Here is a 14,822-nt window from a genome sequence, read left to right on the forward strand (position 1 = left end):
CATGAAAAGGCAGGATGCCGTGAACATGCTGGTCTTCAACTGCGGCAGCTCGTCCTTGACCTTCAAGGTCTTCGCGGCGGGCTCGGAGGATGACGCCGCGCCGGTGTTCTCCGGCAAGGCCCACCGGGTCGGGGTCAAGGGGAGCGCGCCGTCCTTCCTGGAGTATCACGGCGGGCCCCGGAACGAGCGGGTGGAGACCCCTCTGGCCTCCCACGGCCAGGCGGCCGCCTTGGTCGTGGAGAAGCTCGCGCGATGGGGCCTGCGCGTCGATTACGTCGGCCATCGCTGGGGCCACAGCGGCGGGCATTTCAAGACCGCCTGGGTGGACGAGCATTTCATCGAGGAGCTCCGGGCCCTGATACCCCTGATGCCCATCCATCACCCGGCCATGTTCAGCGTCATCCGCCGCTGCCGCAAGCTTCTGCCGCAGACCCCGCAGTTCGTCACCACGGACGGCAGCTTCCACTCGTCTTTGCCTCCGCACGCCTACACCTATCCCCTGCCCAAGAGCGTCATCCGAAGGTTCGGCTTCCGGAAATTCGGCTTCCACGGGCTCTCCTACCAATACGTGGTCAAGGCCGCGGCCGAGCATCTGGGCCTGCCCCTAGCCGGCTCGCGCATCGTGGCCTGCCATCTGGGCACCGGGGGCTCGAGCGTGGTGGCGGTCAAGGACGGCCGCTCCTGCGACACCTCCATGGGCTACACCGGCCTGCCGGGCCTGGTCATGAGCACCCGCAGCGGGGACGTGGACCCACTGCTGGCGACCTACATCATGGGCGTCTACGGCGAGCACGCTGACGACCTGGTGGACCTGCTCAACAAGCGCTCCGGCCTGCTGGGCGTGTCGGATTTCTCCAGCGACATCCGCGACCTCATCCCGCGCCTGGACCAAGACCCCAAGGCGCGGCTCGCCTTCGACATGTACGTGCACCGGCTCAAGAAGTACATCGGCAGCTACGTGGCCGTGCTGGGCGGCCTCGACGTCCTGGTCTTCACGGACGACATCGGCCTGCACAACTGGCTGCTGCGCCAGGAGGTCTGCTCGGGCCTGGGCTGGTGCGGCGTCGAGCTCGACGCCGAGGCCAACCGGAAAGCCGTGGGAGACGAGCTCTCGGTCCTGAGCCGGCCGGGAGCGCGGGTCCGGGTCCTGGCCGTGCCCACGGAAGAGGAGCTGGTCATCTGCTGGGAGGGGCTGCGGCTCCTGGGAGGACGATATGCGCCTCATGCTCGACCCTGAACCGCCGGCCGTGCGCTGGTGCCAGGAGACGGCCGCGGGCCGGCGGGTCGGCCGGGGCCTGCCGGCCGCCCTGCAAGGCGGCGCGGTGGAATCGGTCAGCTACCGGCTGCGCCACGGGGGCGAGCTTCTGCGCGAGCCGGTCAGCCGCGTGACGCCGCAGGTGCTGGCCGCCGCCGAGGCGGCGGTGCGCTACTCGCCCGAGTACAACGGGCTCACCGTGTCCCTGATGAGGGAGCTGCAGTCGCGCCTGCCCCGGGCCGAGCACCTGCTCCTCTGCGACACGGCCTTCTTTTGGGATATGCCGGACGCGGCCAGCGGCTATGCGGTGCCCGCGGAGCTGCGGCGTCGGGGCGTGCGGCGCTACGGCGGCGACGGCCTCCTGCACCAATGGGCGGGCCTGCGGGCCGAGGAGCTCTTCGGGCCCGCGGCGCGGCGGGTGGTCTCCATCCGCCTGGGGGACCGCACCAACGCCGCCGCCCTGGCCGCCGGCCGGGCGAAGGACACCACCATCGGCTTCACTCCCGTCGAAGGCATCCTGTCCGACACCTGCTGCGGCGACATCGATTCCTCCGTGGTCTTCGAACTGCAGTCCTCCGGCCTGGCCTTGAGCGAGATCAACGAGCTCCTGTCCGCGCGCAGCGGGATCCGGGCCTTGGTGGGCCGGCGCTGCGGCTTCGCGGAACTGCTGGCCGGCGCCGGCGCGGGGCCGGCCCGGGCCCGCCGGATCCTGCGCTATGAGACGGTCAAGAGCGTCGGCGCCTTCGCCGCTTTGTTGGGAGGCGCGGACGCCGTTGTGTTCTCGGTCGACGACCCACCGGCCAGCGGCCGCTTCATCCGGGACATCTGCCGCGACCTCGGCGGCCTGGGCCCGGGGGTCAAAATCGCGGTCCTGGAGTACGATATCTGGCGCGTCATGTCGCGCCTGAGCCGATCCGCCGCAAAGGAGGTTTGATATGGACACAGAGAAGAGATTCATGGTAGACGTGGGCATGAAGGACCTGCCGTTCCCGATCCGGGCCCTGTCCAAGGCCGACCCCGAGGGGCAGGCCACGGTGGCCGTCATCTCGATCGAGGCGCGCATCATGCACGAGTTCGAGGCCGGCTGGATCGACCGGTTCATCAAGGTCGTGCACGCGCACCGGGAACGCATCGGGACCAAGACCCTGAGGCAGAACATCGCCGACTACGTCTCGGAGCTCAACGCCACCACGGTCAAGGTCAACTTCGAGTACCCCTTCTTCGTCGAGAAGAGGACGCCGGTCGCGAAGGAGAAGTGCCTGGTGCGCTACAGCTGCGCCTATTCCGCCAAGGTTCCGTCTTTGGACAAGGACCCCAAGGTGTTCTTCAAGATCGCGGTGCCCTGCATCACGACCTACCCGGCCTCCGACGCGCAGAAGAGCGGAGGGCTGTTCGGACAGCTCAGCGTGGTGACCATCGAGACCGAGTCCAAGAAGGACGTCTATCCGGAGGACCTGGTGGAGCTCGTGGACCGGCATGCGGTGACGCCGCTCTACTCGTTTTTGACCGAGAAGGACCAGGAGGCGGTCATCAAGCGCATCCACTCCGAGCGCAAGACCAGCGTGGTCATGGTCGACGAGATCAAGAGCGAGCTGGCCGCGGACCGGGGCTTGAACTTCTATTCCGTGCGCTGCGCCAACTTCGGCATGCTCCACTGCTACAGCACCATGATCGGGACGGAGAAGAGCTGGTGGGTGCCGTTCAGCGGCGTGGAGGACGACCTCTAAGCCGGCCGGAATTTGTAGAATAGCGCCGGAAATGAAGACCATCGCGGTCCTGCCGGCCTACAACGCGGAGAAGACCCTGGAGAAGACCCTCCGGGACATCCCGCCCGGCTGCGTCGACGAGGTCATTCTCGTCGACGACGCCTCCCGGGACGGCACCGCCGAGCTGGCGCGCAAGCTGGGCCTCACCGTGTTCGTCCATCCCAAGAACCGCGGCTACGGCGGCAACCAGAAGACCTGCTACGCCGAGGCCCTCAAGCGCGGGGCGGACATCGTCATCATGATCCACCCCGACTACCAGTACGACGCCCGGCTCGCCCCGCACATGATAGGCCTCATCGCCGCCGGGGTCTGCGACATGGTCTGCGGCAACCGCATCCGCACGCGCTGGGAGGCTCTGGAAGGAGGCATGCCCTTCTACAAGTACGTCAGCAACCGCGCGCTCACCATCTTCGAGAACATGATGACCGGCCAGAACCTGGGCGAATGGCATTCCGGCCTGCGGGCCTACTCGCGCAAGGTCCTGGAGACCATCCCCTGGGAGCTCGACTCGGACGACTTCGTCTTCGACCAGCAGTTCCTCATCCAGGCCGCCAGCATGGGCTTTCGCATGGGCGACGTCCCGGTGCCCGTGCGCTATTTCCCGGAGGCCTCCTCCATCAGCTTCAAGCGCAGCCTCGTCTACGGCCTGTCCGCGCTGCTCGTGCTCGCGCAGTACGCCCTGCACCGCTTGGGCCTGGTGCGTTCCCCCAGGCTCTGCCCCAAGACGAAATGAGCCCTGAGGCCCTGCCCACTCCGTCCGCGCCGGAGTCCGCGCGCTGGGGCGGGGTCTACGCGGCCGCGACCGCGGGCCTCGGCCTGGCCACGGCCGCGGGCTTCTTCTGGCCTGTGGCCCGCGCCGGCCTGTCCGCGAGCGCGCTTCTGGTCATCATCGCGGGCATCGCGGCGGGCAGCGGTCGGGTCGCGGCGGGATTCCTGGGCCTGCGCGGCCCGGAAGAAGGGGCCAAGACCGTGGTCGGGATGACCTTGGGGCTGGGGCTCTTGAGCCTTTCGGTCCTAGCGCTGGCGGCCTTGGGCCTGCTGCGGACCTGGACGCTCTCGCTGATGCTGGCCGCCTTCTGGCTGGCCGGGTTCTCGGAGCTGCGCGCCGCCCTGCGGGGCTGCCGCCTGCCGGAGCAGTGGAGAAGCCGCCCTCTGGCCGCGGCCGGCATACTCGCCGCGCTGGGACTGACCTTCTGGCTCACTTGGGTGCCGCCCCATCAGTACGATTCCTTGGTCTACCACCTGGCCCTGCCGGCCGCCTACCTGCGCGCGGGAGGCCTCACGGTGGAGGGCCTGCCCGTTTTCGCGCATTTTCCCCAGAACGGCGAGATGCTCTTCGTTCTGGCCCTGGCGCTCAAAAGCGACCTGCTGGCCCAGATGTTCATGTGGCTGGCCGCGGCCCTGAGCGTGGCCTGGCTGTGGACCATGGCCGGGGCGGAGATCGCGGCGGAGGCGCGGCTGTTGGCCGCGCTGCTTCTGGCCACGCATACGGCCGTGATGCTGCTGGCTTCGACCACCTACATCGATCCCTTGGTCATGCTCTGGACCACGGCCGCGGTGCTGCTGTTCTGGCGGTGGCGGCGCGAGAGCGCGGGCGCGCCCCGCTCCTGGCTGGCGCTTTCCGCCATATTCGCGGGGCTGGCCCTGGGCGCCAAGTACACGGCCGGGATCACGGCCGGCTCCCTCGGGCTCTTTTTGGTCAAAGATTGGCTCTGGGGCCCGCCCGCGACGCGCCGCGCGCGCGCCGGCGACCTGGCGGTCTTCGTCGGGGTGGTCACGGTGGTCTTCTCTCCCTGGCTGGTCAAGAACGCGCTGCAGGCGGGCGACCCCGTGTTCCCCTTCCTCTATCAATGGTTCCCGGCCACGCAGGCCGGCTGGCCCGCGGCCGGCGCGGCACGCTACTTCGCCGTGCTCACCGAGTACGGCCACGGGGGCGCGTGGGCGCAGGCGCTTCTGGCCCTCCCCGGCCAACTGCTCGGCAACAGCCTGCGCTTCGGCGGGGGCATGGACGTGCTGGGAGACATGGGTTGGGAGCTCCTGTTCTGGGCCCTGCCGCTGGCGGTGTGGGCCGGTTGGCGGCGCCGCAACCGCACCGCGCTCTGGCTGCTGGCTTTCTGCGGGCTCTACCTCGCCGCCTGGTTCTCCACGGGGGTGGTCCTGCGCTTCCTGACCGCGCTGGCGCCGCTGTTGTGCCTGCTCGCCGCCTACGGCCTGCACGCCTTGTGGTCGAGGCTGGAGAGCGGGGGCCGGGTCATGCTCGCCGCGGGCGCGGGCCTGCTGGTGGCGACCCATGTCCTGGTATTCCTCTACGCGCACGCGGTCTTCGGCAGCGGGCGGGTCCTCGCCGGTCTGGAGAGCCGCGAGGAGTTCCTCACCAGCCGGCTGGAGTACTATCCCTGCGCCGCCTGGGCACGGGAGCACCTCGGGGGAAATGATAGAATCCTCATCGTGGGCGAGCAACGGGCCTATTATTGGACACAGGACAACACGGCCACCACGGTCAACGCCCCCAACCGGTACCGGGCCTGGGCCGACGACTCGGCCAGCCCCGCGGCCTACGCGGCCCGGCTGAGGGCGGCGGGTTTCAGCCACGTGGCGGTCATCCCGCGCGAGGCCCGGCGCCTGGCCCCGGCGCTGGAGTCCTTCAACGAGCGGGGCGCGCGCAACTGGCTCGGATTGGAGTCGGGCTTCGTGGAGCCGGTGTTCCAGGGCCCGGCCTGCGCCATATACCGCCTGCGCTGACATGGCCACCCTAGCCGCGGGCTGGAAGCTCTACGCCATCGCCGTGGGGGCGGCCGCCGGCTTCTCTTTCCTGCTGACCCCCCTGGTGCGCTCCTTGGCCCTGCGCTTCGGCTGGATGGACGCGCCCTCCTCCTCGGTCAAGACCCACAAGGTCAGCACGCCGTCCATGGGAGGCGTGGCGATATTCCTGAGCTACGCCTCAACCTTGCTGCTTCTGCGCGCGTTCACGCGGTTCCCGAGCGGGACCCTGCACAGCCTGCGCGGCCTGATGGTGGGCGGCGCGTTGGTCTTCGCCATGGGCGTGGTCGACGACCTCAAGAAGACCCGCGGCCACGGCCTGCATTTCAAGCCCAAGTTCGTGGTGCAATGCCTGGCCGCGCTCTGCCTCCTGTACTTCGACATCCGCATCCATTTCATCAAGCCGGATTACCTGGCCGTCGGCCTGACCGTCCTTTGGGTGGTGGGCATCACCAACGCATTCAACATCATCGACATCATGGACGGTCTGAGCTCCAGCCAGGCCGTGGTGGCGGCGCTGGGCTTCCTCCTGATCTCTTTGCCAGCCGGGGATCTTTACATCAAATTCGCCTCCGCGGCCCTGGCCGGGGCCGCGCTGGGGTTCATCCCGTGGAACCTGTCCGCGCGGAGGAAGATCTTCATGGGCGATTCCGGGGCCATGACTTTGGGCTTCCTGCTGGCGGGAATCTCCCTCGGCACCCATCCCGGCGGCATCAACGATCTGGGCGTGTTCGCCCCGCTCCTGATCCTCTTCGTGCCCATGTACGACACGCTCTTCGTGATGTGGCTGCGCCTGCGCAAGGGGCAATCGCCCTTCCTGGGCTCCAAGGACCATTTCGCCCTGCGCCTGGAGAAGCTGGGCCACTCCCGCGGACGGATCGTGGCCCTCTCCGTCGCGGTGTCGGCCTTCCTGGGCTTCCTGGCCTTCCTGGTGACCCAGCTCTCCGTGCCTTACTCGGTGTGCATCTACGCCGCGGTCGCCATCGAGGTCCTCGTCCTGAGCAACGCCCTGGCCAAGGTGGACATCCATTGACGAGGACCGAAGTCCTCGTCCTGGGCGCGGGACTCTCCGGCCTCTCCACGGCCTATCACCTGCAGCGCCGCCGGGGCGGCGGCGTCCTGGTCGTCGAGAAGGAGGGGACGGTCGGAGGCACGGCCGCCTCCGCCGCGAAGAAAGGCTTCGTGTTCGACAAGACCGGGCATCTCCTGCACCTGCACAGCCCCACCGGTAGGCGCCTGATCGGGGCGCTGCTGGGCCGCGACCTCAAGACGCTCGAGCGCGACGCCTGGATCCGACTGCAGGGCCGCTACTCCCGCTACCCGTTCCAGGCCAACACCTACGGGCTGCCCGCGGGCACGGTGGTGGATTGCTTGGCCGGGTTCTTGGAGACGGTCTACCGTCCCCGGCCCAAGTCGGGGGGAGGCCGGAGCTTCGCGCAGTTCTGCCTGCGGCAGTTCGGTTCCGGCATCTGCCGGCACTTCATGTTCCCTTACAACCGCAAGCTGTGGGGCGTGCCGCTCTCCCGCTTGACGGCCGAGTGGCAGGGCCGGTTCGTGCCGGCTCCCGAGCCGGCCGAGGTTCTGGCCGGCGCGCTCCTGGATCAGACCAAGCGCTTCGGCTACAACGCGGTCTTCCATTATCCCCGGCGCGGCGGCAGCCAAGCCTTGGCCGACGCTTTGGCCGCGCGCCTGGAGCCGGGCACGGTGCGCACCGGCGCCGCCGTGACCTCCGTGGACCTGGCCGGCAAGACGGCGCGGGTGCGGGGCCTGGGGGAGGTGCGCTTCGAGCGGCTGGTCAACACCATGCCCCTGCCCGAGTTCCTGGACCTCTCCGGGCCCTGGCCGGCCGCGATGCGCGCAGCCCGGCGGCGCCTGCGCCACGTCAGCGTCTGGTGCCTCAACCTCGCCCTGGACCGGCCGGACCGGACCGGGCGGCATTGGGCCTACTTCCCGGAGCCGCGCTACCCCTTCTACCGGGTCGGCGTGTACAGCAACTTCGCCGCGGCCAACGCTCCGGCCGGGACCTCCTCCTACTACGTGGAGGTCTCCCGCCCCGGGGGAGTGCGATTCGGCCTGCGGGCCCTGGAGCGCCGAGTCCTCGAGGGCCTGCGCGACTGCGGCGTGCTGCGGCGCGGCGACCGGTTCTTGGTCAAGGAGTGGCGGCCCATCCCGTACGGCTACGTGCTCTACGATTTCCAGCGCGGGCCGGCGCTGGCGGCGATCTTCGGGGAACTGGGTCGCCAGGGCGTGGAGTCCATCGGCCGCTACGGGGCCTGGAAGTATTCCTTCATGGAAGAGGCCCTGCTGGACGGAAAGGCCTGTGCCGAACGTTTACTCATTTAAGGAGCAGACATGATAAGCCTGCGCAAGCCCGTCGTCTTTTTCGACCTGGAGACCACCGGGGTGGCCCCGGACCAGGACCGCATCGTGGACCTCGCTTTCCTGCGCCGCGACCCGGACGGCAAGGAGGACGTCTTCTCCTCATTGGTGGACCCGGGCATGCCCATCCCGGCCGAGGCCACGGCCGTGCACCACATCACCAACGAGATGGTCCGCGGCCAGCCGCGCTTTTCCGACCTGGCGCAGAAGCTCCTGGAGTTCCTCGGCGACGCGGACTTGGCCGGCTTCGGCATCCTGCGCTTCGATATCCCCATGCTCACGGCCGAGTTCAAGCGCGCGGGCATCACTTTCACGACGGCCAGCCGAAGCCTGGTCGACGCCTTGACCATCTTCCACCGCATGGAGCCGCGCAACCTGACCGCGGCCTACAAGCTCTACTGCGGCAAATCCCTGGAGGACGCGCACCGGGCCGAGGCGGACATGCGCGCATCGAGCGATGTCCTGTGGGCCCAGCTGGAACGCTATGCGGAGCTGCCCAAGGACATGGCGGGGCTGGCGAACTTCTGCCAGGAGCAGCGCGGCGCGGGCACCGTGGACGGCCAGGGCAAGCTGGTCTGGCGCAACGGCAAGGCCGCCTTCAATTTTGGCAAGCACCGGACCTTGACCTTGGAGGAGGTGGCGCGCAAGGAGCCGGGGTACATCGAGTGGCTCATGGGCGCGGAGCGGACCACGCCGGAGCTTGCGCGCATATGCCGCGACGCCTTGATGGGGAAGTTCCCGGTCAAGCCTTCGGGGGGGAAGTAGGTTGAAAAGGGCGGTCGTCCTCCTTTCCGGGGGGCTCGACTCGGCCACGGCCCTGTACTGGGCGCGGGCCAAGGGCTACAAGCCGACCGCTTTGACCGTGCACTACGGACAGAGGCACGTGCGCGAGCTGCAAGCCGCGCGGGCTCTTGCGCGCCGGGCCGGCGCGGACTGGGTCCCGGTGAGGCTCTCCTTGCCCTGGCTCAAAGCGAGCTCGTTGGTGGACCGCAAGAAGCGCCTGCCCGAGATCTCCGCTTCCCGCATCGGGAAGGGCCCGATTCCTTCGACCTATGTGCCGGGACGCAACACGGTGTTCCTGTCCTTGGCCGTTTCCTTGGCGGACGCGGCCGGGGCCGAGGCCGTGGTCATCGGGAGCAACGCGCAGGACTTCTCAGGCTATCCGGACTGCCGGCCGGAGTTCAACGCGGCCTTCCAGAAGACGGCGCGGCTGGGAACTCGGCGCGGGGCGGAGGGAAAGCGGCTGGCCCTATTGGCGCCGCTTCAGCGCCTGGATAAGGCCGGCATCGTGCGCCTAGCCCGGCGGCTGAAGGTTCCGCTGGAGCTGACCTGGTCGTGCTACGCGGGCGGCCAACGGCCCTGCGGCCGCTGCGACTCCTGCAAGCTGAGAGCGCGCGGCTTCGCCGCGGCCGGCGTGAAGGACCCCGCGCTGGGCTAGGGAAGAAGGACGAACTCGCTCTGCGTCGCGGCGCCGCGGGAAGGCAGGGGCAGGAAAGCCTTCGCCAGCCAGGCGGAGCCGATAAACCCGACGACCAATATCGCGGCGCACGCGAACATTCCGGGCCAGGGGCTCGGGGACGGCGTGCATTCTTTGTCCATGGAGATATGATACCAGCGCGCTCCGCAGGCCAGATGACACGCAGATAACAATTGGATGACGCCGCGCTCCGTGTAGTATGATAGCGGCTGCCTATGGCCAGAGCCGGCGCGGCCCTCCGCGTAGTCGAGGTCTTCTCTTCCTTGCAGGGCGAGGGCCTCTGGCTCGGCCAGAGGCACGCCTTCGTGCGCCTGGCTGGCTGCAACCTGACCTGCCGCTACTGCGACACGCCCAAGACGCGTTCGACCGCCGCGGGCAAGCCTTGGCCGGAGAAAAAGATCGAAACGGAGCTTTCCCGACTCTTCTCCGAGAAGAAGCATGAGGCGGTCTCCTGGACCGGCGGGGAGCCCCTCCTGCAGGCCGAGGCGTTGCCGCGGCTCATGCAATGGGTCCGGCGGCAAGGGGTGAAGAACCTCCTGGAGACGAACGGGACCATGGTCGCGGCTTACAGGGAAGTGGCGCCTTTCTGCGACCTGGCTTCGGTGGATGTGAAGCTGCCTTCGGCCACGGGGGGGGAGTCGTGGTCGGAGCATCTGGAGTTCCTGCGCGTGGCGCCGGAGAGGAGCTTCGTGAAGGTGGTGCTCACCGCGCGCACGACCAAGGCGGAATGGCGCCAGCTCATACGCCTGATGCAGGAGGCCGCGCCCAACATGCCCTTGGTCCTGCAGCCGGCCACGGCCTGCGGGGGGGAGCGGCCGGCCGAGCCTGAGGCGGTGATCTTCTTCCTGCGCCAGGCCTCGGCCTTGCTCAAGGACGTACGCCTCATCCCGCAGTGGCATCCGGTCTGGGGCCTGGCCTGATCCATGCCCGTCAATGTCTTTCCTGATAGGAGACCCATGAAAACGATCAAGATCCTTTTGCTCGCCGTCCTGCTGCTGCCGGGCTTGGCCTGGGCGGGAGCGCCCCAAGTCCCGGAGCCGCTCGACATGCCCCTGCCTTCGGACCTCATGCAGACGACCATCCATCGCCTGCCCAACGGCTTGACCGTCTACCTGAGCCCCAGCCACGAGACCCCCCGCATCGCGGCCTGGATCGCGGTGCGCGCGGGCAGCAAGATGGACCCCGCCGACAGCACCGGGCTGGCCCATTACCTGGAGCACATGGACTTCAAGGGGACCACGTCCATCGGGACGCTGGACTACGAAAAGGAGAAGCCGCATCTCGACCGCATCACCCGGCTTTATGAGGAGCATTTCCGCGCCCAGGACCCGGCGGAGCGCGAACGCATCTACAAGGAGATCGACAAGGAGAACCTCGCGGCCGAGAAGTACGAGATCCCCAACGAGATCAGCAAGATCTACAAGCGCCTGGGCTTCAAGGGGCTCAACGCCTTCACCTCCAACGAGGAGACGGTCTACGTGGTGGACCTGCCCTCCAATCGCGCCGAGGCTTGGGCCAAGCTCGAGGCCGAGCGCTTCGCGCACCCGGTCTTCCGCCTCTTCCAGAACGAGCTCGAAGTGGTCTACGAAGAGAAGAACATGAGCATGGACAACATGGAGGAGCTCCTCAGCGAGGTCCTCAACAAGCAGCTCTACAAGCTCCATCCTTACGGCACCCAGACCACCATCGGCACCATCGAGCACCTCAAGAACCCGTCGCTGGCCCAAATGTACGGGTTCTTCGACCGCTACTATCGCCCCAACAACATGGCCATCGTGCTGGCCGGCGACTTCGAGCGCAAGCCGATGCTCGAGCTGGTCGCCAAGTGCTTCGGGTCCTGGCAGCCGCAGGCCCCGCCCGCGCCCCGGGCCTGGCCCCTGCCCAAGCCCAAGGGCCGGGAGTTCGTGGAGGTCAAGTACGAGGCCGAGGAGAAGGCCGTCATCGCCTGGCCCACGGTGCCGCGCGGGCATCCGGACGCCGACGCCCTGCGGGTCATGGACATGCTCATGGACAACTCCGTGGCCGGCCTCATCAACCTTGACCTCGTGCAGGCGCAGAAGGTCAAGGCCGCCGGCTCCGGCCCCACCTTCTACAACGAGGCCGGCGACTGGGGCATGTGGGCGGTGACCAAGAAGGGGCAGAAGCTCGAGGCAGCCGAGGCCCTGCTCATGTCCGAGGTGGACAAGCTCAAGGCGGGGGGCTTCAGCGAGGACGATATCCGGGCCGTGATCACCAATTTCGAGGTGTCCGAGAAGGCCAAGCTCGAATCCAACGGGGCGCGCGCGGCCGAGATGGCGGATTCCTTCGTGCACCTCGAGCCCTGGCCGGTCGCGGCGGGACGGCTCGACCGCCTGCGCCGGGTGACCAAGGCCGACGTCCTGCGGGTCGCGAACCTCTACCTGGGGCCGGACCGGGTGGCGGCCTTCCGCCGCAACGCCAAGCCCGACATCCCCAACATAGCCAAGCCCGGCTTCAGCAAGGTGGACATCGACCCCGCGCGCGAATCAGACTTTGCCAAGGGCATCTACGCCCTGCCGGCCCAGTCCCTGGAGCCGCGCTGGCTCACGGCCGGCCGCGACTACACGGTCACGCCGTTGCCCTCGGGCAGGCTCTACGCCACGAAGAACCCGTTCAACGACCTCTTCCAGCTCTCCTGGGTCTTCGACCGGGGCCGGCGCCACGAGCGCGACCTCTGCGCCGCCCTGGACCTTCTGGAGCTCTCCGGCGCGGGGCGCATGAGCGCCGAGGAGTTCAAGAAGAAGCTCTTCGGCCTAGGCACGAGCCTCGGCTACCGCTGCGGCGAATGGGAGTCGAGCGTCTTCCTGACCGGCCTCGACGCCAACCTCTGGGCCTCGCTGCGCCTGATGAGCCAGCGGTTCGACTCTCCCGACATCGAGCCGGACATGCTCAAGCGCATGGTCGAGGTCCAGATCGGCGCCCACGCGGACGCCAAGAAAGACCCCGAAGCCGTTTTCAGCGCTTTGGGGGATTTCTCCTTCCGGGGGCGGGAGGGCTCCGTGCTCAACGAACTCTCGGACGCCGAACTGCTGGCGCTGAAAAGCGAGAAGCTGCGCCGCCTGATGCGCGAGTCCATGGGCTTCCAGCGCCGCACCACCTATGTCGGCAACCGCGAATCCTCGGAGCTGGCCAAGCTCATGGAGGAGCCCGGCCGCGATTATCGGCCCGCGCCCGCGCACACGCCGATGCGCTACCAGAAGCCGGCCCAGCCCGTGGTCTACTTCACGCACCGCGACATGGTGCAGTCGCAGGTCGGCGTCTTCGCCGCGGACGGCGTCCTGGACCCGGAGCGCGTGGTGGATTATTCGTTCTTGGGCAGCTACCTGGGCGGCGGCATGAACTCGGTCATCTTCCAGGAGGTGCGTGAGGCGCGCTCTTTGGCCTACTCGGCCTGGGGCGGCTATTCTTACGCCGGGCACAAGGGCGACGAAAACATGGTCTACGGCGAGCTGGGCACCCAGGCCGACAAGACCGTGGAGGCGGCGACCCTCCTGCGCGACCTGGTCAAGTCTCCGCCCTGGTCCGAGCCACGCTTCACTGACGCGGCCAGGGCCATCGAGGAGAACTATCGGACCAACCCGATCCCCTTCCGCTCCATTCCCGGCGCCCTGCTGGGCTGGGAGGACCAGGGGATCACGGGCGGCGACCCGAGGCCGCAACGCTTCGAGAAGGCGCTCAAGTACCGGCTCGATGACCTCAAGGCCTTCGCCCGGCATCTGCAGGACAAGGTCATGACGGTCTATGTGCTCGGCAACCGCGACCGCCTGGGACTCGACGGGCTCAAGAGGCTGGGAGACCTCCAGGAGAAGAAGCTCGAGCAGCTATTCCCCTACTAGGCTAAAAAGTGAGGCGCCAAGGCAAGCGTCGTTCTATCGACTGCCTTGGCGCCCCAGAGGGAGGGCCCGTCCTGAGTCCGGAACGCTGCTGACGGCGACTGCAACGGCCACGTCACTGCGACGACCACGGCACCGGCCTACGTTCCGCTACAACCACGTCTGCGTTCACGACCACTTCTGCTGCGACGAACCCGGACTCGGGACGGGCTTAAGACTGTGCGTCACTCATAGTCTAAGCCCGGGACCGGTTTCTGTCAAGACCCGCGCGCGCTTGGGTCCGCGGCAGGGAACTTTTCGGTCCCGGCGTCGTATATAGAGTGTGAGGTCTTTTGCTAGAATGAGCCAACGATTCCCACCGGAGGACACGCCATGACGACGACGACCGAGACCGCGAAGGGCAAGGCCCTGGAACTGGCCCTGGCCCAGATCGAGAAAGCCTACGGCCGCGAGGCCATCATGAGGCTGGGCGAGCGCGCCGCCAAGATCAGGGTGGAGACCATCCCCACCGGCGTGCTCTCCTTGGATCTCGCGTTGGGCGTCGGGGGTTTCCCGCGCGGCCGCATCGTGGAGATCTACGGCCCCGAATCCTCCGGCAAGACCACCTTGGCCCTGCAGGTGGTGGCCCAGGCCCAGAAGCTCGGCGGCTCGGCCGCTTACATCGACGTCGAACACGCCATGGATCCGGCCTACTGCAAGGCGCTCGGCGTGAACCTCGACAACCTCCTCATCTCCCAGCCGGATTCCGGCGAGGAAGCCCTGGAGATCACGGAGAAGCTCGTGCGCTCCAGCGCCCTGGATGTCATCGTCGTCGACTCGGTCGCGGCTTTGGTGCCCAAGGCCGAGATCGAGGGCGAGATGGGCGACTCCCATATGGGCCTGCAGGCGCGCCTCATGAGCCAGGCCCTGCGCAAGCTCACCTCGTCCATCGCCCGCTCCCGGACCTGCCTCATCTTCATCAACCAGATCCGCCACAAGATCGGCGTCATGTTCGGCAACCCCGAGACCACCACCGGCGGCTTGGCCTTGAAGTTCTACGCGTCGATCCGTCTCGACATCCGCCGCATCGAGAACATCAAGGACGGCGACCAGGTGGTCGGCATGCGCGCCCGCGTCAAGGTGGTCAAGAACAAGGTCGCCCCGCCCTACCGCACGGCCGAGTTCGAGATGATGCACGGCTACGGCGCCTCGCGCGAGGGCTGCCTGCTCGATATGGGGGTCGAGTCCCAGCTCCTGGAGAAGTCCGGCTCCTGGTTCCTCTATCAGGGTGAGCGCCTGGGCCAGGGCCGGGAGAATGCCAAGGCCTATCTCAAAGCCAATGCCGACGCGGCCAA

13 protein-coding genes are annotated in these 14,822 nt (G+C 67.9%); 12 read left to right on the top strand and 1 reads right to left on the bottom strand.

Annotated features, from left to right (window positions below; translation table 11 throughout):
- Position 1 precedes the first annotated feature (1 nt).
- The 9 genes from NTY77_15655 to queC are packed head-to-tail and all read left to right on the top strand — an operon-like array spanning position 2 to position 9,598.
- The gene (locus NTY77_15655; protein ID MCX5796931.1) at positions 2-1,237 is read left to right on the top strand and encodes an acetate/propionate family kinase; all 1,236 of its coding nucleotides are present in this window, start codon (positions 2-4) and stop codon (positions 1,235-1,237) included.
- Positions 1,215-2,189 (top strand): hypothetical protein, encoded by a 975-nt coding sequence (locus NTY77_15660; protein MCX5796932.1) that lies wholly within the window; start codon positions 1,215-1,217, stop codon positions 2,187-2,189. The genes NTY77_15655 and NTY77_15660 overlap by 23 nt, the downstream gene beginning before the upstream one ends.
- A gap of 1 nt (position 2,190) precedes the next feature.
- Positions 2,191-2,982, top strand: a complete 792-nt coding sequence (locus NTY77_15665) for a GTP cyclohydrolase, FolE2/MptA family (protein ID MCX5796933.1) — start codon at positions 2,191-2,193, stop codon at positions 2,980-2,982.
- Positions 2,983-3,013: 31 nt separating this feature from the next.
- Positions 3,014-3,754: a glycosyltransferase family 2 protein gene (locus tag NTY77_15670; protein MCX5796934.1), complete on the top strand. Its 741-nt coding sequence runs from the start codon at positions 3,014-3,016 to the stop codon at positions 3,752-3,754.
- Complete coding sequence (locus tag NTY77_15675; GenBank protein ID MCX5796935.1) at positions 3,751-5,763, top strand: phospholipid carrier-dependent glycosyltransferase; 2,013 nt, start codon at positions 3,751-3,753, stop codon at positions 5,761-5,763. The genes NTY77_15670 and NTY77_15675 overlap by 4 nt, the downstream gene beginning before the upstream one ends.
- Position 5,764: 1 nt before the next feature.
- Positions 5,765-6,814 carry an MraY family glycosyltransferase gene (locus NTY77_15680; GenBank protein ID MCX5796936.1) on the top strand — a complete coding sequence of 350 codons (1,050 nt, stop codon included), beginning with the start codon at positions 5,765-5,767 and terminating at the stop codon, positions 6,812-6,814.
- Complete coding sequence (locus NTY77_15685) at positions 6,811-8,124, top strand: FAD-dependent oxidoreductase (GenBank protein MCX5796937.1); 1,314 nt, start codon at positions 6,811-6,813, stop codon at positions 8,122-8,124. The genes NTY77_15680 and NTY77_15685 overlap by 4 nt, the downstream gene beginning before the upstream one ends.
- A gap of 9 nt (positions 8,125-8,133) precedes the next feature.
- Entirely contained in the window at positions 8,134-8,925 is a 792-nt protein-coding gene (locus tag NTY77_15690) for a 3'-5' exonuclease (GenBank protein ID MCX5796938.1), read from the top strand.
- A gap of 1 nt (position 8,926) precedes the next feature.
- Entirely contained in the window at positions 8,927-9,598 is a 672-nt protein-coding gene (gene queC, locus NTY77_15695) for a 7-cyano-7-deazaguanine synthase QueC (GenBank protein ID MCX5796939.1), read from the top strand.
- On the opposite strand, the gene NTY77_15700 is transcribed toward queC, so the two are convergent.
- Complete coding sequence (locus tag NTY77_15700) at positions 9,595-9,759, bottom strand: hypothetical protein (protein MCX5796940.1); 165 nt, start codon at positions 9,757-9,759, stop codon at positions 9,595-9,597. The genes queC and NTY77_15700 overlap by 4 nt on opposite strands.
- 93 nt (positions 9,760-9,852) lie before the next feature.
- On the opposite strand from NTY77_15700, the gene NTY77_15705 reads away from it, so the two are divergent.
- The 3 genes from NTY77_15705 to recA form a co-directional block, all read left to right on the top strand.
- Entirely contained in the window at positions 9,853-10,557 is a 705-nt protein-coding gene (locus NTY77_15705) for a 7-carboxy-7-deazaguanine synthase QueE (protein ID MCX5796941.1), read from the top strand.
- A gap of 36 nt (positions 10,558-10,593) precedes the next feature.
- Positions 10,594-13,491 (top strand): insulinase family protein, encoded by a 2,898-nt coding sequence (locus NTY77_15710; GenBank protein ID MCX5796942.1) that lies wholly within the window; start codon positions 10,594-10,596, stop codon positions 13,489-13,491.
- Between the two features lie 369 nt (positions 13,492-13,860).
- Positions 13,861-14,822: recombinase RecA (recA, locus tag NTY77_15715; protein MCX5796943.1), on the top strand; the 962-nt coding region annotated here is incomplete at its 3' end.

Source organism: Elusimicrobiota bacterium, assembly GCA_026388095.1.
GTDB lineage: Bacteria > Elusimicrobiota > Elusimicrobia > UBA1565 > UBA9628 > UBA9628.

What these genes read in the sequence shown, in the direction of transcription:
- NTY77_15655 (MCX5796931.1), top strand. Translation starts at nt 2, where the DNA reads ATGAAAAGGCAGGATGCCGTGAACATGCTGGTCTTCAACTGCGGCAGC.
- NTY77_15660 (MCX5796932.1), top strand. Translation starts at nt 1,215, where the DNA reads ATGCGCCTCATGCTCGACCCTGAACCGCCGGCCGTGCGCTGGTGCCAG.
- NTY77_15665 (MCX5796933.1), top strand. Translation starts at nt 2,191, where the DNA reads ATGGACACAGAGAAGAGATTCATGGTAGACGTGGGCATGAAGGACCTG.
- NTY77_15670 (MCX5796934.1), top strand. Translation starts at nt 3,014, where the DNA reads ATGAAGACCATCGCGGTCCTGCCGGCCTACAACGCGGAGAAGACCCTG.
- NTY77_15675 (MCX5796935.1), top strand. Translation starts at nt 3,751, where the DNA reads ATGAGCCCTGAGGCCCTGCCCACTCCGTCCGCGCCGGAGTCCGCGCGC.
- NTY77_15680 (MCX5796936.1), top strand. Translation starts at nt 5,765, where the DNA reads ATGGCCACCCTAGCCGCGGGCTGGAAGCTCTACGCCATCGCCGTGGGG.
- NTY77_15690 (MCX5796938.1), top strand. Translation starts at nt 8,134, where the DNA reads ATGATAAGCCTGCGCAAGCCCGTCGTCTTTTTCGACCTGGAGACCACC.
- NTY77_15700 (MCX5796940.1), bottom strand. Translation starts at nt 9,759, where the DNA reads ATGGACAAAGAATGCACGCCGTCCCCGAGCCCCTGGCCCGGAATGTTC.
- NTY77_15705 (MCX5796941.1), top strand. Translation starts at nt 9,853, where the DNA reads ATGGCCAGAGCCGGCGCGGCCCTCCGCGTAGTCGAGGTCTTCTCTTCC.
- NTY77_15710 (MCX5796942.1), top strand. Translation starts at nt 10,594, where the DNA reads ATGAAAACGATCAAGATCCTTTTGCTCGCCGTCCTGCTGCTGCCGGGC.